The 16,860-nt window shown below is 46.2% G+C and carries 20 protein-coding genes and 1 tRNA gene; 14 read left to right on the plus strand and 7 right to left on the minus strand.

Going from position 1 to position 16,860, the window contains the following annotated elements; all coding sequences use genetic code 11:
- Positions 1-165: 165 nt before the first annotated feature.
- Positions 166-669, minus strand: a complete 504-nt coding sequence (locus tag CRG97_RS09705) for a L,D-transpeptidase (RefSeq protein WP_343225191.1) — start codon at positions 667-669, stop codon at positions 166-168.
- A 345-nt stretch (positions 670-1,014) separates the two neighbouring features.
- On the opposite strand from CRG97_RS09705, the gene CRG97_RS09715 reads away from it, so the two are divergent.
- The 7 genes from CRG97_RS09715 (at position 1,015) to CRG97_RS09745 (ending at position 6,629) form a co-directional block, all read left to right on the plus strand.
- On the plus strand, positions 1,015-1,641 hold the full coding sequence (locus tag CRG97_RS09715; RefSeq protein ID WP_098742793.1) for a TetR/AcrR family transcriptional regulator: 627 nt from the start codon (positions 1,015-1,017) through the stop codon (positions 1,639-1,641).
- A gap of 22 nt (positions 1,642-1,663) precedes the next feature.
- Positions 1,664-2,203, plus strand: coding sequence for a GNAT family N-acetyltransferase (locus CRG97_RS09720; protein WP_098742794.1), 540 nt, complete (start codon positions 1,664-1,666; stop codon positions 2,201-2,203).
- A 64-nt stretch (positions 2,204-2,267) separates the two neighbouring features.
- The gene (locus CRG97_RS09725; RefSeq protein WP_098742795.1) at positions 2,268-3,053 is read left to right on the plus strand and encodes an ABC transporter ATP-binding protein; all 786 of its coding nucleotides are present in this window, start codon (positions 2,268-2,270) and stop codon (positions 3,051-3,053) included.
- 1 nt (position 3,054) lies between these two features.
- Positions 3,055-4,686 (plus strand): hypothetical protein, encoded by a 1,632-nt coding sequence (locus CRG97_RS09730; RefSeq protein ID WP_098742796.1) that lies wholly within the window; start codon positions 3,055-3,057, stop codon positions 4,684-4,686.
- A gap of 657 nt (positions 4,687-5,343) precedes the next feature.
- On the plus strand, positions 5,344-6,021 hold the full coding sequence (locus tag CRG97_RS09735) for a hypothetical protein (RefSeq protein WP_098742797.1): 678 nt from the start codon (positions 5,344-5,346) through the stop codon (positions 6,019-6,021).
- The gene (locus CRG97_RS09740; RefSeq protein WP_098742798.1) at positions 5,963-6,505 is read left to right on the plus strand and encodes an accessory gene regulator ArgB-like protein; all 543 of its coding nucleotides are present in this window, start codon (positions 5,963-5,965) and stop codon (positions 6,503-6,505) included. Before CRG97_RS09735 ends, CRG97_RS09740 begins: the two co-directional genes overlap by 59 nt.
- Complete coding sequence (locus CRG97_RS09745; RefSeq protein ID WP_098742799.1) at positions 6,489-6,629, plus strand: cyclic lactone autoinducer peptide; 141 nt, start codon at positions 6,489-6,491, stop codon at positions 6,627-6,629. Before CRG97_RS09740 ends, CRG97_RS09745 begins: the two co-directional genes overlap by 17 nt.
- A 375-nt stretch (positions 6,630-7,004) precedes the next feature.
- Here the strand turns inward: CRG97_RS09745 and CRG97_RS09750 are convergent.
- Positions 7,005-7,077, minus strand: a tRNA-Val gene (locus tag CRG97_RS09750).
- Positions 7,078-7,212: 135 nt separating this feature from the next.
- Here CRG97_RS09750 and CRG97_RS09755 point away from each other — a divergent pair.
- Entirely contained in the window at positions 7,213-7,476 is a 264-nt protein-coding gene (locus CRG97_RS09755) for a hypothetical protein (RefSeq protein ID WP_098742800.1), read from the plus strand.
- Between the two features lie 350 nt (positions 7,477-7,826).
- Positions 7,827-8,270 (plus strand): GNAT family N-acetyltransferase, encoded by a 444-nt coding sequence (locus tag CRG97_RS09760; RefSeq protein ID WP_076320690.1) that lies wholly within the window; start codon positions 7,827-7,829, stop codon positions 8,268-8,270.
- Between the two features lie 88 nt (positions 8,271-8,358).
- Here CRG97_RS09760 and CRG97_RS09765 read toward each other — a convergent pair whose 3' ends face one another.
- Complete coding sequence (locus CRG97_RS09765) at positions 8,359-8,592, minus strand: DUF3892 domain-containing protein (RefSeq protein ID WP_076320691.1); 234 nt, start codon at positions 8,590-8,592, stop codon at positions 8,359-8,361.
- 62 nt (positions 8,593-8,654) lie between these two features.
- Positions 8,655-9,392, minus strand: coding sequence for an MBL fold metallo-hydrolase (locus tag CRG97_RS09770; protein ID WP_098742801.1), 738 nt, complete (start codon positions 9,390-9,392; stop codon positions 8,655-8,657).
- A 249-nt stretch (positions 9,393-9,641) separates the two neighbouring features.
- On the opposite strand from CRG97_RS09770, the gene CRG97_RS09775 reads away from it, so the two are divergent.
- Together CRG97_RS09775 and CRG97_RS09780 are read left to right on the plus strand one after the other, a co-directional pair.
- Complete coding sequence (locus tag CRG97_RS09775) at positions 9,642-10,196, plus strand: copper amine oxidase (RefSeq protein WP_098742802.1); 555 nt, start codon at positions 9,642-9,644, stop codon at positions 10,194-10,196.
- A gap of 95 nt (positions 10,197-10,291) precedes the next feature.
- Positions 10,292-10,615 carry a DUF1292 domain-containing protein gene (locus CRG97_RS09780; protein WP_071223049.1) on the plus strand — a complete coding sequence of 108 codons (324 nt, stop codon included), beginning with the start codon at positions 10,292-10,294 and terminating at the stop codon, positions 10,613-10,615.
- Positions 10,616-10,681: 66 nt separating this feature from the next.
- On the opposite strand, the gene CRG97_RS09785 is transcribed toward CRG97_RS09780, so the two are convergent.
- Positions 10,682-12,157, minus strand: a complete 1,476-nt coding sequence (locus tag CRG97_RS09785; protein ID WP_098742803.1) for an aminotransferase class I/II-fold pyridoxal phosphate-dependent enzyme — start codon at positions 12,155-12,157, stop codon at positions 10,682-10,684.
- Between the two features lie 373 nt (positions 12,158-12,530).
- Positions 12,531-13,154 carry a DUF1054 domain-containing protein gene (locus tag CRG97_RS09790; RefSeq protein WP_076320695.1) on the minus strand — a complete coding sequence of 208 codons (624 nt, stop codon included), beginning with the start codon at positions 13,152-13,154 and terminating at the stop codon, positions 12,531-12,533.
- A gap of 265 nt (positions 13,155-13,419) precedes the next feature.
- Here CRG97_RS09790 and CRG97_RS09795 point away from each other — a divergent pair, with 265 nt between their 5' ends.
- Positions 13,420-14,016 carry a hypothetical protein gene (locus CRG97_RS09795; RefSeq protein WP_076320696.1) on the plus strand — a complete coding sequence of 199 codons (597 nt, stop codon included), beginning with the start codon at positions 13,420-13,422 and terminating at the stop codon, positions 14,014-14,016.
- A gap of 192 nt (positions 14,017-14,208) precedes the next feature.
- Positions 14,209-15,618 carry an NADP-dependent phosphogluconate dehydrogenase gene (gene gndA, locus CRG97_RS09800; RefSeq protein WP_202618894.1) on the plus strand — a complete coding sequence of 470 codons (1,410 nt, stop codon included), beginning with the start codon at positions 14,209-14,211 and terminating at the stop codon, positions 15,616-15,618.
- Positions 15,619-15,662: 44 nt separating this feature from the next.
- Here gndA and CRG97_RS09805 read toward each other — a convergent pair whose 3' ends face one another.
- Positions 15,663-16,100: a hypothetical protein gene (locus tag CRG97_RS09805; protein WP_237566346.1), complete on the minus strand. Its 438-nt coding sequence runs from the start codon at positions 16,098-16,100 to the stop codon at positions 15,663-15,665.
- A 217-nt stretch (positions 16,101-16,317) separates the two neighbouring features.
- On the opposite strand from CRG97_RS09805, the gene CRG97_RS09810 reads away from it, so the two are divergent.
- Positions 16,318-16,830: a shikimate kinase gene (locus CRG97_RS09810; RefSeq protein WP_272914358.1), complete on the plus strand. Its 513-nt coding sequence runs from the start codon at positions 16,318-16,320 to the stop codon at positions 16,828-16,830.
- Positions 16,831-16,860: the final 30 nt, after the last annotated feature.

Below are 16,860 nucleotides of genomic sequence, written 5' to 3' on the forward strand. Positions count from 1 at the left end.
TAGATGGTTGATAACAAATATAATGATAAGTTATCCTATACAAGATGGTTACATACCTGGTATTCAAGGAATTGGAATGAAATTGAGGAATGGAGCGGAGTATGGTTCCTAAACTCCAAATTTAAAAAAGCCAGACACATGAAATGTGTTTGGCTTTTTGCGCTCTTATTTTTGGATGAGGACGGGCGTGCTCATTTTCACCTTGTCGTAAAGCCAGCGTACGTCTTTATTATGCATCCGTATACAACCTGCCGACACGTACTTGCCGATCGAGTTCGCGTTGTTGTTTCCATGAATGGCGTACGCGTAGCTAACTCTGCCGTTCACTTTCACATTAATGCCGAGCCAGCGGTCCCCAAGCGGATTGCGCGGGTCTCCTCCCTTGATGCCTTCCTTGTAGTAAGGTCTGTTCTTCACTTTTTCGTGGATTTTGAACAGGCCTTCCGGCGTATAGGAGGGCTTTTTGCCTGTAGCGACGGGAAATGTTTTTATGACCTTACCTTTTTCGTAATACGTCAGTTTGTTGGTGGATTTATCAATGACGATAAACTGTGCGTACTTGGTGTACTTACTGTCCAGCTTCTGTCCGGAAGCGCCTTGGGATACGGCGGGGAAAAAGAAAACCAGCAGTAAGGTGAAGATTAGTATGCGGCTGATGCCCTTAATGATGTCCGATCACCTCTTTTCGTTCTCCCCCATATATATGCAGCTATTCGCGAATGTTGACGGAAATGTGCATAAGATGAAAAATAGAACAAGTTGTTTTCAAAGAGAGATATAAGGGCGCGGAGGGGACATTCTATCGAATACCGGGTCGTGGCTTGGCTGTACGCAAATGACCTCCTGAAGGGATTTCTTCAAGAGGGTTTTCGTGTTCATTATGGCAACCGCTTGAAAACGACACTAATGTTGTTTATGATGAAATGAGTTAAAAAACGACACTTATGTCGTTTATATTGAGGTGAAGTTCGTGGAATCGATATTGATGTTAAAGGGCGGAAAGAGGGATGACTTATGTGTCCACGGGTTAGTGAGGAATATAAACGGGAGAAGAAGTTTGAAATATTGACGGCAGCCAGGCGTGTCTTTATCAGAAAGGGATACACCCGCACCGTGATGCAGGACATTATGGATGAAGCGGGCATGTCCCGCGGAGCCGTGTATGCGTATTTTGATAATGTGGAGCATGTGTTTATAGAGGTTCTGCGTTTTGACGACCAAGAGACGCTCGGTTTTTTTGAACCGGATCCGCAATATCCGATATGGAATCAGTTGATGGACTGGGTTCAGAAACAGCAGGGTGATATTTCGCAAATCCAGCATTCGCTTGTATTGGCCAGGGCGGAATTTTTCCTGTCTTCCTCTTATGTTCATGCCAAGAAGGAGTATCCCTATATAACCGAACGTTATCAGCTGACCGTTGCGGCCATGGGCCGGGTCATTCGGAAGGGCAAGGAGCAAGGGGAGTTTCAGCCACGATTGGAACCGGAAGCCATAGCACGTTATATGATTTCGTTTCTGAACGGACTGATGCTGGATACCTTCCAGCTCGGACCGACGGTGACTTGCGTGCCGGAGCAGCTGGAAACCTTTATACATTCTCTTAATGCAATGTTAAATCCGATAACACTAGAACCATGATGATGGAAAGGGTGCTTTTTGAATGCTATTTGATTCTGCTAGACTTGCTTGTCGAAAAATGACGATGAACGACGCGGAGCTGTACCATTCCTGGCGCAATGACCTAGAAGTGATGCAATCCACCAGTCCCTGCCTGGATACTTACCAACTGGAGGAGACAAAGGACTTCGTTCAGCATGTGATCCTGGGTTCTTCCTCCTCGAAGAGCTATCTGATCCAGTTGAAGGAAACCGGCAGACCGATTGGCATCATGTCATTGATTCATATCGATTACAAGAACCGGAACGCGGAATGTATCATCGACATTGGCGAAAAGAACTATTGGGGCAAGGGGTACGGCTTTGAAGCGATGACGCTTTTGCTTGATTATGCTTTTTTGGAGCTGAATCTGCACCGGGTAAGCTTGCGGGTATTTTCTTTCAACCATAACGCGATCAAACTGTATGAAAAAATCGGATTTGTCCAGGAAGGCAGCTCCAGACAGAGTTTGTACCGGAATGGCGTCTGGCATGACATCGTGCATATGGGTATATTGCAGAGCGAGTATGCGTCAAAAGGTTGATTTTCCTTCCCTTCCATAATAAGGTAGGTATGTGAAGACAATGAGGGAATGGGAGAATAATATCATGTCTGAAAATGAAGTGTTATTGATTCAAGACCTGCGCATGAAATATGATAATCGTTATGTGCTGAACGGTATCGACTTGGAAGTACGCCGCGGCGAGATGATTGGATATATCGGACCGAACGGGGCGGGGAAGAGCACGACGGTCAAGATTATGCTTGGGTTGGTTGAGGGGTACACGGGGATAGTCCGCATATTCGGTCAGGATATTTCCGATGGGAATATCGATTATAAACGGAGAATCGGATATGTGCCCGAGGTGGCGGAATTGTACGATCAGTTAACGGCTGCCGAGTATTTGACTTTTATAGGCGAGTTGTACGGACTTACATATGATGCAGCGGATTATAAGGCGAAGCAATTGATGGATTGCTTTGATATGGAAAAGGCCTATCACTCACGGATTGCTACGTTTTCAAAAGGAATGCGGCAAAAGGTGCTGCTGATCTCGAGCCTGCTGCATGACCCTGATCTATTGTTTCTGGATGAGCCCTTAAGCGGGCTGGATGCGAATAGCGTGATGGTGGTCAAGGAAGTATTGGCCCAACTGTCGGCCCAGGGCAAGACGATTTTTTATTCCTCACATATCATGGACGTCGTTGAGAAAATCAGCAGCCGGATCATTCTGCTCGCTGACAGCCGGGTAGTGGCGGACGGAACGTTCAAAGAATTGCAGCAGCATTCCCATGAGGGGTCCCTGGAAGAAGTGTTTAATCAGCTGACGGGGTTCCATGACCATGCCCGTATTGCGGAACGGTTCGTATCGATCGTTCGGGAGGGAAGCTGATATGGCGGGATCGGAATCATCGTTTCGGATGCTGAAGATACTGGATCGATTTCAAGGAATCATCTCGAGAATGGGTGTCGACTATGAAACGCTGCGCCGGATACTCCATGTCAAATTGCTGATGGATTCGAGGCGCGCACCTGTCATATTATCTTCAAGCAACCGGAAGAAAGAAGAGCAGGACAAGAACCTGTTTGTCAGCTCCCTCTGGCTGTATGGCTTAATCGGGCTTGTCCTGACGCCGTTTGTGTTCTGGAGCGATCCGGAATATTTAATGCCGATGAGTATCCTGTCTGCGATCCTAATGTTCCTGATTATGAGCTCCATGATTTCAGATTTCTCTTCCGTGCTGCTGGATGTGCGCGACCGCAGCATTTTGATGACGAAGCCGATCGACGGTCGAACGGTCGGATTGGCGCGATCGATTCATGCAGGAATTTATTTGCTGCTGCTAACCGGGGCTCTCTCAGCAGGCTCACTGGTCGTGGGATTGATCAAGCATGGCGTGCTGTTCTTTCTGATCTATATCCTGGAGTTAATACTGATGAATATGCTCATTCTGGTGAGCACCTCCTTGGTTTATCTGTTGCTGCTCAAGTATTGGGATGGAGAGAAACTGAAGGATCTGATCAATTATGTACAGATTGGACTTTCCGCCACGCTGGCCATCGGCTATCAGTTTGTGATACGTTCCTTCGATCTGATTGATTTCAATTTGGTATTTAAGCCGGCCTGGTGGCAGATTCTGCTTCCGCCGGTGTGGTTTGCGGCTCCGTATGAGTGGTTGTTTGGCGAGGGGAGCGGGTGGCTGGCTGTTCTCTCGATGCTGGCTGTATTTGTCCCGATAGTGCTTATGATCGTCTATGTCCGTTATATTCCTTCGTTCGAGCAGCATCTGGAGAAGCTGGCTCACAGCGAAGCGGGAAAAGGGCGGGAGCGCGGGCGATTAGACAGATTCTTAGCCAAAATGGTATGCGGGTCGCGCACGGAGCAAGCTTGTTTCCGATTATCTGCCAGCATGCTGAAGAATGAGAGAGAATTTAAGCTTAAGGTGTATCCTACACTCGGATTGTCCGTGTTACTGCCTTATTTATTCTTTGTCTCCACGATGCGTAACTCCTCATTGGCGGAAATCAGCCAGGGATCGTCGTACTATGTACTGCATAGTATGCTTATCATGATTATCACCGTCGTTATGATGCTGAAATTCTCCGGCAAGCCCAAGGCCTTCTGGTTATTTGGCGCAGCCCCGATGCAAAGCATGAATCCTTTGTACAAAGGGGCTTTAAAGGCTTTTGCCGTCAAAATGTTCGTGCCGCTGTTCATTGTGAACGCGATCGTGTTTCTGATCGTATTCGGTTTCCGTATAATACCGGATATTCTCATCATACTCCTTACCGGATTGGTGTTGATTCCCTTAACAGCCAAGACAATTCTGCGCAATCCACCGTTCTCTCAAGCGTTTAATATGGCGCAGCAGAAAGACGGCTGGTGGGTGTTGTTATTCTTTTTTGTTATTGGCGGACTCTGTGGTTTACATTATGTAAGCAGCACGATTCCTTATGGTATGTTGGCATATATCCTCACGCTGCTCGTTGCGAATGGCTTGGCATGGACCAAGCTGTATAAGTAAATTGGGGAAGGCATCCGATTGGATGCCTCTTCTTTTATTTTGTTGGATTGTATACTTGCGTTTAAAAGCGGTTGAACAAGAACGTAGGTTCGTATATAATGGAGATATAGCAAATTAACTTCCTATTTCACTCTTCACTTCATAAATCCATGATGGATTCCCCCACTAATGTATTTAATTACCTGTTGTTATGCCTTCCGGGCCTTATATAATCAACTTAGATGATGTCAGGATGTTAAATAGTAGGATCTGAGTTTATTCTGGCTTAGTCATATTCACAAGGTCGTGGATTCTTGATAACTAATGCTTGGTTTTCGTTTGGTATACGGATTGAACGTTTCAGTGGTTTAATTCGTTTTGGTGTATAAGAAGTTCTAAGCTGCTCTGTTTTAGAATTTTTGAGCCAAACCGGAGCTATAAACGACGTTTAATGTTTTTGCATTTTCCATCACAGTTTCCAGACATATAAGAAGTGGCAGGCGCCATCGGAATTGACCTCAAGAACATGCATCATTAGGACGACTCGATAGAAACTGAGGGTCTGTCGGTATAGCGTTTATTTATGGACGTTATAACCATCAGTGTAATCAGGTTACATCGGGAAGTGGCGTAGCACACATTTAACCATTTCTTATGGTGCAGGGAGGAAATCTTTGAATGGAAGTTATTTGGTTTATGGTGTTTTCAACATTTGAAACACTGGCGATTTATTCACTAATCATGACATTGCTTAGATTTAAGACAACAGAGTACATATGGCAGGCGTTGATTGTCATGATCCTTGCCAATTTGCAAAGTTTCGTTATGCGCAACGAGCTTCAATTGGATTTTCTCGCCCCTCTCATTACCGTGCTGATCTTCGTTTTCTTGTTTTCTGCCATTATTAAGATCCCGGTTATCTGGTCGGCGATATGTACCATCATTGGATACATGCTTTATGCGTTGATACAAACGGCCTATTTGACAACGATATTCGGATCGATTGACTCCATTCAGACTGATCATGCTAATGGTTATATTCTTCAAATCCTGTCAGGAGCGACAGGACTATTGATCTCCTGGATTATGTACAAATTTGGTATTGGGTTCAAGTACGATCTGGAAAAGCTGCGCATTAAATTTGAACATATTCTATTGATCGTTTTAATTATCGTGGTGTTGATATTAATTGCCATTCTGTTTTATCTCAATCGTTTATGGCTGCATCTTCTCTTCTTTGGAATAACATTTGGAATCTTCTTGTATTATGCCATCAATACAGAGGAGCGGGATTCTTATGATCATAGAAGGATTATCAAAACGGATAGCGGAGGGGATCAAACGCCAGGTACCTGACCATAAGTCCTCTGTTCCTGTTTTGAAACATGCGATCGCCATCATTTTAAATGTATTGTTTATAGTGGTCTTCACGCTGCTTGTTTCGATATTCACGGGTAACGTGAAGCAGGCGGTCATTGCCTTGACGGGTTTTGCGGTACTCAGGCAATTTTCCGGAGGATATCACCTCAAGACAGGGGCTGGCTGCATTGCATTCACGACCGCATTATTCACTTTGGTGTCTTTTGTGGAGATGGAAATTGCAGGTGTTCTCATTATCAATGTCCTCAGTCTGTTGCTGGTGATGCTGTTTGCTCCTAGCCGAATCGAGAGGCAGTCCCGAATACCGAGGAAGCATTACGTAAAACTCCGCATAATTAGCAGTGTCATCGTTATGTTTAACTTTGGACTTCAGTCCCCAACATTGGCTGTCATATTTTTCGTCCAGGCTATCAGTTTATTACGCTGGAAAGGAGGACAAGCCCATGTTATGGATCCATAGGATTAGACATCGGTTGTTTTCGTTTATCGCATCTGCACTGACGATGGTAGCCGTATTCGTAGTGAATACAGCAAGTCCCGTATTTGTATACAGCGGAGAGACACCGGAAGAACTTTTAAAATAGTCTTCATTTAATTGTAAGGGGACTGGGGTAATTTAAGGTTATGGAATAGATAAACGGTGGATGAATGTGGGTTATGGTTTCCGGTGCCTGTCCAGGTACCGGTTTTTTATATGGATAAATGGAAGATAAGCCTGTAATGTTTCGTTTGATTTTTCGTTAGTATAATCTGTCCTGGAGGCCCGAGAAAGGAAGGGGACGCCTGTTTCTTGATCTCGAACGAAAATTGCTGAGAAACTTGGTCAACCATCTGGTGCTTCGCATCCATATGACTTTGTCCCCCAATCCGTCCCCAACGGGACCCCATGAACCCAAATAGACAATAGTATTAGAAAATGAAAAACCCCTGACGCCAATGGCATCAAGGGTTTTCCGCTATGATCTGTAGTGGGCTCGAACCACTGACCCCTACCCTGTCAAGATAGTGCTCTCCCAGCTGAGCTAACAGATCATGAAATATTTAAAAAGGTAATTCATATATTACCAGCAGACAAGGTGGCTGTCAATGGTTTTCTCGTTATAAAAAATCACATTCCGGTTCAGACTAAATATAGCATGATTATGCCAATGGAGGAGCGTGAATGGCATGGCAGGTGGGAAATCCCATCATTTTAAACGAGCCGGACTAGTACTCTCGTTGCTGGGGGTATCTGTACTGGGGAACGGTTGCAGTATCCCGGAGAGAACGTCGGTGCAGCTGGAGCCGCTCCATGGGCCTGCAGCGCCTGTAATGCTTGATGTTTACGGACGTTCAATAGATCAGGACGTATATTCTAAGAAGGGAAGCGGGGCACTGGAGCCGATATCCCCGATGGATTCGGTGGATACCTTACGCGATCTCCAACCATAAAGGGATGCAGTAACGATCTATAACAGATCGGTCATACCAATGTCCTTACTTTTTGCTCGAACAGCGAGCAGAGCAAACCGCCGGCAGGCAAGCTGGCGGTTTGCTGTAAAACGGCTGATGCTATTCCTCATCCCACTTGCGGGAATAACCTTTTTTAATCGCCCAAAAGATTGGGTAGATGATGATGGCTGAGATGATAACAGCCCAAAATATCGTGGTTCCCATGCCCATAAAGGCCATGCTCCTTTCAAGAAAACGTTAGCTTATACTATACAGGAAAATGAATATTTTGTATAATAGCTCGATCTGCGATATTACAAGGAATTGATTCTACATAAAGAGGTGTTGAAATGGCAGCAGAAATCATAAATGTATCAACCGAAGAACAGTTGCAGCAGGCGCTGGATATCCGGAAGGATGTTTTCGTGCTTGAACAGAAGGTTCCGATTGACCTGGAGATTGATGATTACGATCGTCTGGACTCCGATGCGCATCATGTCCTAATCAAGTCGGAGGGACAGTACGCGGCAACCGGACGTATCACCTATTACAATAAGGATTCCGCCAAAATGCAGCGCATTGCGGTACGTAAGCCATTCCGATCCAAAGGGATAGGGCGTGTGCTGATGATGGCATTGGAAACGCAGGCTCGTGAATTGAAACTGCAGTATTCCGTGCTGGATGCGCAGGTGCAAGCGGAGGCATTCTATCGCAAGCTGGGGTATGAGACGATTTCGGACGAGCCGTTTGATGATGCTGGCATTCCCCACGTTCGTATGAAAAAGGAACTGTAGGCTTCTTAACTATAAAGGTGGACGATGATCCCATCGTTCTAAAAAGGAAAGACCTCGAGTATCGACTCGAGGTCTTTTTAGGCATGAATTAAAAGCTTGGCATATTATCCAGGTTGTTGCTGGGATCGCCATCCGCATTGGAACGAAGATGTTCATCTCCGTCACGTCCACGGAATACGTTCACGTTTTTGATTTCTTTATTCTTGGCCATCTGTTGTGCTGTCTTGTAGTCCACGACACTACCGTTATCCAGCTTAAGTTCGATGATGTCGCCGTCGCCATTTTTACGGACGCCTACGACTTCTTGTTGTGTATTATCCATATAAATCGCCTCCCGGAATTAGTGTTCCCGGGAACCCTCATAAACTATTCATCTATATTGAACTACAATTCGTATACCCGCTGCTGCTCCACAAATTCCATGATTCCGGTCTTGCCAATGAAAGCTTCGACCTCATCACTGTAATGCATGAGATAGGTGCGTTCCTGAATTTCTTCAGGCAGGCTGAGCAGCTCATCCAGCGTCGTATGAACCTCACCCGGGCCTTGCAGCTGACATTCATGCAGAATCACTTCACAATCCCGCTCATTTACCAGTTGGTTGAGCAGGATCGGATCGAATACCATATCAGCACTGTAAAATATCCGATCATTCAGATAAAGCGAATAGCTGTCCTTGCCGGGAATATGCTGCGTATGGATCAGCTCTACCGAGATGCCTGATGAAATATGGGCCTTCACTCCCGGTTTCAGAGGGTGTACGTCAAATACATCATGCAGGGAGGAGATATGTCCCTGTTGATATAATCCACCTTTGAGTGAATGTTCCCATATCGGTTCCACCAGCGATTCAGCAATGTAAAGCGGGAGTTTGCGGTTGTATTTCATTTTCATCATAAAGGCAAGCTCTTCGAGTCCGCCCACATGGTCGGCATGAATGTGCGTGATAAGCACGGCATCGATATCGTTAAATGTCTTATTCAGCTGATGAAGTGCCATTGGAGCGGTGATGCCGCAGTCGATGAGAAGTGTGAAATTCCCGTCATGTACCAGTGCGTTATTGTTATAGTAGTTCTTGGCAAACGCACTGCCAGTGCCAAGCATTTGCAATTTCAGTGTCAATGGATGAAACCTCCTGATGATATGATGTGTAGTCCAGTATGCTAATGTATATTTTAACGAATTCCACATTGATTTACACGGATTATATGATCGAATCAGCCCTGGAATGCAGTATAATTCGTGATAGGCACAAACCTTACAGCATGAGAAAAAATTTTACCACAAAGTGCAAAATTGTCCGCAACTTGTTTTTTGACATGTAGTATACACATATAACAACAAGATGAGCCAATGGAGGGAAATGATTATATGAAGTGGAAAAAAGTGATGGCATGTATGTTAATGCTCTCTTTAATGGGTGGCAGCACCCTTTTGTTTGCAGATTCCGTCAATGAGCGAGTCCGTGTCTGGCTGAACGGTCATGAATTGAAGGATGGTGGATATTTAATTGATGGCAAAACCTATGTGCCGGTTCGGGAATTCGACGGGGCTGTGGATTGGAATCCCGCGAATGGACAAGTTCAAGTCATCAAGCCGAACGTGCATATTTTTCTGTTTAAAGGAGATACTGTATTCGGCAACGTGAACAAGGGTAAGCTGAAATTCAATGTTTTTAGCCAGGTGGACAGCTTAAACAACGATATACACTCAGTGAAAGTAGCGATTGAAGATCCTTCGGGCAATATCAAAGATATTCAATCCGAGGTTGTAAAGGACCGCAAGGATAACTTTTGGTTCCGAACCTATGACTTCACGTACGATTTTAAAACAACAGGTAAGTATTCGGTTGGTTTTTATGTAAAAGTAAAAGCCGATTCGGATTTTGTGAAAATTGCTGAAAAAGTCATTACAACGCTCAATTAATGGGTTCTTTGGCTGTCTGGCAGAAATTGACCTGGAGAAGCTATCCGTGATACGATACGAAAGTATGATAATTTAACCGAAGTGAGGTTTTTTCAATGAGTGAACACAAACATGAACACGGAGATGCTTGCGGCTGCGGTCACGATCATGACCACGACCACGAACATGAAGAGTTTGTGCTGACATTGACGGATGAAGAAGGAAAAGAAGTAGAGATGGTTCTTGTGGAGACATTTGATGTCGGCGAGAAACTCTACGCGCTTTTGCTTGAACGCGAAAATCCGGAAGCGGACGGCGTCATTCTACGTATGGAAGAAGAGAACGAGGAAATGGTTCTTTACAATATTGAGGACGAAGAAGAATGGAATGAAGTAGAGGCGGTTTACAACGAACTGGTCGCTGCTGCAAACCAGGAATAAGACTCCTAAGCAATAAACCCGGTGCGAACCTCTCGCACCGGGTTTATTGTATTTACAGCTGCCATTTTAGAATATAGGATCCGTTTCCACGATGACTTTAACATTTTGGATACTACGGTCCTCAGGACCTTTCACCGGAAGGCCTACCTCGACATGATCGATAATGTAATCGATGTTTTCCTGGGAAATCACTTCGCCCGGAAGCAGAATCGGAATGCCTGGCGGGTAGACATAGATGAATTCGGCAATAATGCGTCCTGCCGATTCCTTGAAAGGTACAACCTCTGTATCCCCGTAAAATGCATCGCGAGGGATAAGCGACAACTGCGGAATTTCTGGTGTTTTCACAACCAGCTCGTTAATCTCATTCACATGCATGTACTGATCCGAAAGCTCGCGGAGCGCTGTCAGCAAAATATCGATGGCCTCCTGATTGTCTCCCGGTGTAATGAGGCACAGAATATTGTACATATCACTGAGCTCAACCTCAATATTGTAGTGATCCCGCAGCCAGTTCTCGGTTTCATATCCTGTAATGCCGAGATGGCGTACATGGATCGTCAATTTGGTCGGATCATAGGAGTATGTTGCTTCTCCGCCTAATATTTCTTCACCGAAGCTGTACAAACCTTCGATTTTATTGACTTCCTGACGTGCATATTGCGCCAATTCAATCGTCCTTGCTGCCATTTCCCGTCCATGCAGCGCCAAACTGCGGCGTGAAGTATCAAGCGATGCCAGCAGGATGTAGGAGGTGGAGGTTGTGGTCAGCATGCTGATGATCGTCTGTACGCGATAAGGATTGATGTATCCGTTCTTGGTATTCACGTTCAGTACGGAGCTCTGCGTCATCGAGCCGCCGAGTTTGTGCACGCTGGTCGCAGCCATATCGGCCCCGGCTTCCATTGCCGACATCGGAAGATCTTCATGAAAATGGATCAATACGCCGTGCGCCTCATCCACGAGAACGGGTACGTTGTAGCTGTGAGCCAAATCCACGATTTCCTTCAGATTGGCGCTTACGCCGAAGTATGTCGGGTTAATGACCAATACGGCTTTGGCGTCAGGGTGACGTTTTAATGCTTTCCGGACCGAGCTGATGGTGATGCCGTGATCGATCCCCACATTGGCATCCTGGGCAGGCGATACGAATACAGGCTTGGCCCCGGTAAAAATGATGGCGGAAAGCACGGATTTATGGACATTGCGCGGTATGATGATTTTATCGCCAGGCGAACATACCGACATGATCATAGTCATGATCGCTCCACTTGTTCCTTGGACACTGAAGTAGGTGTGATCGGCACCGAATGCATCGGCGGCCAGCTTTTGGGCTTCCTCGATGACGCCTGTAGGTTGATGTAAATCATCCAGCGGTGCAATATTGATCAAATCTATAGAAAAGGCGTTATCCCCTATAAATTCCCTAAATTCGGCATCGGTGCCGAGGCCCTTCTTATGTCCCGGAATGTGAAATTGCACGGGGTTTTTGGCCGCATGTTCTTTAAGTGCGGTGAAGAGCGGTGTACGACTGTGGTCCATGGACGTTGTCACAACCTTTCCCTATGTTTATTTTCTTATGATTTGTTGATTTCTGTTTTTATATAAACAAAATTGAGTATAGCAAAATAGGGGGGGAATGCAAGGAGAATGAACGGCTTTTTTTGCTTTGTCCCGCAACGCTTCATACTTTAGACATATTAAGGAGGAGCAACAAGATCTTCATCGTTCCTTCATTAAAATATCATCCATAAAAAAAACGTCTATCGACGTACTTTCTCAGAAGACAGACCGCGGTTAAAGGAAGTTTTTCTTGCGATTATAGAATTGTTCAGCTTCGCTGAAAATTTATAAATTCTATAATCTTAAAAAAAGAGCTGCACCAGCAGCCCTTTTCATCAATATATCATGCTCATTAAAACGCCATTTTATAAAGCGGCAGCAGCGACTCAAACGTCTCCTGCACCTTCTGCACCAGCTCGTCCCCTTCAAGCTTGACGGCTTCCTCGCGCGGGATGCGCAGTCCGCACATGACTTCAGCTTTTTTCACCTGCTTCAGCTTCTCAATCAGACGCGTGAAATCCTCCTCGCTCATATCCTGATGAGGGGTGCCGGACGGGTTCATGTGATCCATGGACCAGTAGAAATTCTTGGGCAGCGCCTTTGCTGTTTTCTTCAGCTTGGCTTCCAGGTTGCTGGCAAACACGGTCTTATTGGGACTTTCGTAAATAATCGCGAAGATGACAAACAGATGGGTTCCGAACATGCCTACCTCAAAATGAGGCAGTGCTTTGTACCCGCGTTTGCTTGCAGCCCAAGCGACCCAAGTGTCAATGGGAGGATTGACAGTGCGTCTTGCATGCTTGGCGACATGCACAAACATCTCTTCCCCAGCCAAGACGGATACATAGGGTGCCAACTCAGCCCCTAGCGCCTCCAGCTTGGGTCTTACCCGTTCAATGAGAACCTCCATACGGGCCTCAAGCCCGGGAACGGAGAATACGTCGAAATCTTGATCTGTAAATCCGGTAACCGTCATTGGATGTGATGGCCTCCCTGTTGTAGATAATATCGTTACTAAACTCGGTTTTTGGATAACTTATTATACCATAAGGCGAATGGACATCACGCATTACCCAGAAAAGCTTCACCGTATGTTCATGTGGGCTAAAAATAGTCAATAAACCAAGTTACCGTTACATAAGATGGAGTATAAGATATAGATAAGACAACATCAAAAGCAGCCATGGGGGAAATCTTCACCGCCGTTTAATGATCGGTAGTAAACCGGAGGAGGGAGTGCCGTGAATAAGAGCGAGGAAGTGGAGTATTGCAACCTGGAGCTCCGGTTTGATCGCCGGCATATCCAGGACCTAATCAAGGAATTGATCCAGGAAGGATATTCTCTTTATTGGAGCGAGAATGATACGCAGTTTGTCATCTCAATCCGAACAGGTCGCAAGCTGGTAAAGCTGCGGTTTCAACGAACAGGAAGCGGTTTTAAACTAGTAGGCGATTATATGATCCGTGATCCCAAACTCGCGGAATGGATGGAGAAATTGATCGAGAATACCCGTGGCCATGCTGTCGTCAAACGTTTCAAGGACCGGCAAATATTGATCGAGAATATTTTGTTCGGTGAGGTCATAAGGCTCGTGGAAATATCTGGTTACCGGCAGCGGGTGCTGTTTCAGAAGGGGACGCCGATGACGGAGCAGGAAATGCTGCGGTTGTTTGAATCGGATGTAGGGGAACAGCGATTGCTGCTGTCCAGACTGGAAACCGACGATGAGCTTGAGAAGCTCCATGCGGCACTGCAAGAGGGGAACGAAGACAAAATTTTGGCTTGCAAACAAAGACTCCGTGAGCTTTCCTTGGAGCTGATGAGGCTGGAGTGGTAACTACTTCAATCCGGATACAAGTTTAAAGCACGAACAACACTCCGAAACAGAAGGGGTGTTTTCGCGCGTGTTCTGATTTTGTGACAGGGGTTCACTTGTCAAATGAAAAACGTTAATATAAGATTATTGCAAATCATCTCGGATAGGGATGGGTTGTTTAAAAATATATTGGAGCAAAGGATGGAGAACCAGATGTCAAAACAACAAATCGGTGTGATTGGCCTTGCTGTAATGGGAAAAAACCTGGCCCTGAACATCGAAAGCAAAGGCTTCACCGTTTCTGTATATAACCGCTCTCCGCAAAAAACGGAAGATATGCTGAAGGAAACCGAAGGCAAGCAAGTGAAGGGGACATTCTCGATCGAAGAATTCGTGGATTCCCTTGAGACTCCTCGTAAAATCCTGATCATGGTACAAGCGGGACAAGCTACCGATGCTACGATTGAACAGCTGATTCCACATTTGGACAAAGGCGATATCATCATCGACGGCGGTAACGCTTATTTCCCTGATACACAGCGCCGCAGCAAAGAACTGGCTGAAAAAGGCTTTAACTTTATCGGTGCTGGGGTTTCCGGCGGCGAAGAAGGCGCGTTGAAAGGCCCGTCGATCATGCCTGGCGGACAAGAAAGTGCCTACAAGCTGGTTGAGCCTATTTTGACAGCCATTTCCGCTAAAGTTAACGAAGAGCCTTGCTGTACATATATCGGACCAGACGGTGCCGGCCATTATGTAAAAATGGTTCACAACGGTATCGAGTATGGCGATATGCAGCTTATTTGCGAAGCTTACCAATTGCTGAAGGACGTACTTGGCCTTGATGCGAAGGATCTGCACGGAATCTTCACAGAGTGGAACCAAGGTGAACTCGATAGTTACCTGATCGAGATTACGGCTGACATTTTCTCCAAATATGACGAAGAAACCGGCAAGCCGATGGTTGACGTGATTCTGGATACGGCGGGTCAAAAAGGAACAGGTAAATGGACAAGCCAAAGCTCCCTGGATCTGGGTGTGCCGCTGTCCATGATCACCGAATCCGTATTCTCCCGTTTCCTGTCCGCGATGAAAGAAGAGCGTGTGGCAGCAAGCAAAATCCTGAACGGTCCTAAAGCAGCTGCATTTGACGGCGACAAAGCCGAGTTCATTGAAAATGTGCGCAAAGCGCTGTTTGCAAGCAAAATCGTATCCTACGCTCAAGGCTTTGCACAGCTTCGCGTGGCATCCGATGAGTACGGCTGGAACCTGCAATACGGCAACCTCGCTAAAATTTGGCGCGGCGGCTGCATTATCCGTTCCCGTTTCTTGCAGAACATCACGGATGCATATGAGAACAATCCTGAGCTGAAGAACCTGCTGCTGGATCCGTTCTTTACCAATATTATTGAATCCTATCAAGATGCATGGCGTAAGGTTGTTGCTTCCGCAGTATCCTTGGGCATCCCGGTTCCTGGGTTCTCCAGCGCGCTTGCATACTACGATAGCTATCGCACAGCAAACCTGCCAGCGAACCTGCTGCAGGCTCAGCGTGACTACTTTGGAGCTCACACGTTTAAACGTGTGGACAAAGAAGGAACCTTCCACTATAACTGGATGGATTAATCCTGCCTTTTATGGCAGTATGAATCCCATCCTCCCTGGATGGATTAATCCTGCTCTTTTACGGGAGTGTGAATGCCAATCCCCCTGGATGGATCAATTTCACTCTCGGATGTAGGATGAATTCCGTTCGCCGGAGGAGTAGCCGGAGATTCAACCGTGCGGGCTTGAGAAGGGGAGTGCGCCTCCGCCAGCTCAGGGAGTCCGTGCATGGCTTCTAAGAGACAGGTGCGGATGTCGTGGTTCTTCGTATGGATGTGGTTTCCGCTTCCGAGCAAGAGCAGCGCGGCTTCGCAATAACTGTTGTAATTTTGCAGCAAACGTGGCTTTGAAAGATCCAGCAGTGCAGGATCCTTCAGAGCCACTTTTTTTTGGACAAAATGAAGCACCCAAATTACATCTTCGCGGCATAGCGGGTAGGATGGGTCGAGGATCAGGCGGATGCGCTTAGCAGCCGAAGAGAGGCCGGTTGGACGAAAAGACATAATGGATTTCACTCCTTTCTTCTAATCTTGTATTCTTGTAATTAGTATATGACAATAGGGAACCAGATAGACTCGATAAAATTGGAGCATTACTTGGGGTTACTCGCATAAGAGCAACATAACAGTAATTTAGAGAGTTAGGTCCATTGTCGAAAGATTTGGGGCTGTGGTATGATATGAGCAACCTTTACAGTGAAGCAGCAAATGGGGTGTCAAATTGGATAAGATAGGTAAGAACATTATTCTGATCGGGATGATGGGCACGGGCAAGTCAACCGTAGGTCGTCTTCTGGCAGAAACGCTCGGCTACACCCTGATCGATCTGGATGCGGAAATTGAGAGGATGGAAGGCAGAACGATTTCCGAGATGTTTGAAGCGGATGGAGAGCCGTATTTTCGTGAGGCTGAATCTGTCGCACTTCGCAGCGTGTTGCAACGAAAAGGCATTGTTGTAGCGTCCGGCGGAGGAGCTGTGCTTCGTTCCGAGAATTGTGACCAGATGAAACGTGATGGCTGGGTCGTTGCTCTAACAGCGGATGCTGCTAGCATCGTCGAACGGGTACGGGGTGATGCCAATCGGCCGCTGCTTGCGGGTGATGTCGAAGATAGAGTTCGGCGTATCCTGGATGAACGAAAGGACAAATACCTGTTTGCGGATGTCATAGTGGATACGGTTGGCCGATCTGCAGGGGAAGTGGCGACTGACATTTTAACGCATTACCGCGGCTAAGATGGTCAGCAAACGGGTTTGGCGTGATGA

The sequence above is a fragment of the Paenibacillus sp. EZ-K15 genome, assembly GCF_002573715.1.
GTDB lineage: Bacteria > Bacillota > Bacilli > Paenibacillales > Paenibacillaceae > Paenibacillus_AQ.

Coding starts and splice junctions, on each gene's coding strand:
- gndA (WP_202618894.1), top strand. CDS start 14,209: ATGTCAAAACAACAAATCGGTGTGATTGGCCTTGCTGTAATGGGAAAA.
- CRG97_RS09785 (WP_098742803.1), bottom strand. CDS start 12,157: ATGGACCACAGTCGTACACCGCTCTTCACCGCACTTAAAGAACATGCG.
- CRG97_RS09805 (WP_237566346.1), bottom strand. CDS start 16,100: ATGTCTTTTCGTCCAACCGGCCTCTCTTCGGCTGCTAAGCGCATCCGC.
- CRG97_RS09765 (WP_076320691.1), bottom strand. CDS start 8,592: ATGGATAATACACAACAAGAAGTCGTAGGCGTCCGTAAAAATGGCGAC.
- CRG97_RS09755 (WP_098742800.1), top strand. CDS start 7,213: ATGGCAGGTGGGAAATCCCATCATTTTAAACGAGCCGGACTAGTACTC.
- CRG97_RS09725 (WP_098742795.1), top strand. CDS start 2,268: ATGTCTGAAAATGAAGTGTTATTGATTCAAGACCTGCGCATGAAATAT.
- CRG97_RS09780 (WP_071223049.1), top strand. CDS start 10,292: ATGAGTGAACACAAACATGAACACGGAGATGCTTGCGGCTGCGGTCAC.
- CRG97_RS09775 (WP_098742802.1), top strand. CDS start 9,642: ATGAAGTGGAAAAAAGTGATGGCATGTATGTTAATGCTCTCTTTAATG.
- CRG97_RS09715 (WP_098742793.1), top strand. CDS start 1,015: ATGTGTCCACGGGTTAGTGAGGAATATAAACGGGAGAAGAAGTTTGAA.
- CRG97_RS09730 (WP_098742796.1), top strand. CDS start 3,055: ATGGCGGGATCGGAATCATCGTTTCGGATGCTGAAGATACTGGATCGA.
- CRG97_RS09735 (WP_098742797.1), top strand. CDS start 5,344: ATGGAAGTTATTTGGTTTATGGTGTTTTCAACATTTGAAACACTGGCG.
- CRG97_RS09740 (WP_098742798.1), top strand. CDS start 5,963: ATGATCATAGAAGGATTATCAAAACGGATAGCGGAGGGGATCAAACGC.
- CRG97_RS09745 (WP_098742799.1), top strand. CDS start 6,489: ATGTTATGGATCCATAGGATTAGACATCGGTTGTTTTCGTTTATCGCA.
- CRG97_RS09720 (WP_098742794.1), top strand. CDS start 1,664: ATGCTATTTGATTCTGCTAGACTTGCTTGTCGAAAAATGACGATGAAC.
- CRG97_RS09790 (WP_076320695.1), bottom strand. CDS start 13,154: ATGACGGTTACCGGATTTACAGATCAAGATTTCGACGTATTCTCCGTT.
- CRG97_RS09760 (WP_076320690.1), top strand. CDS start 7,827: ATGGCAGCAGAAATCATAAATGTATCAACCGAAGAACAGTTGCAGCAG.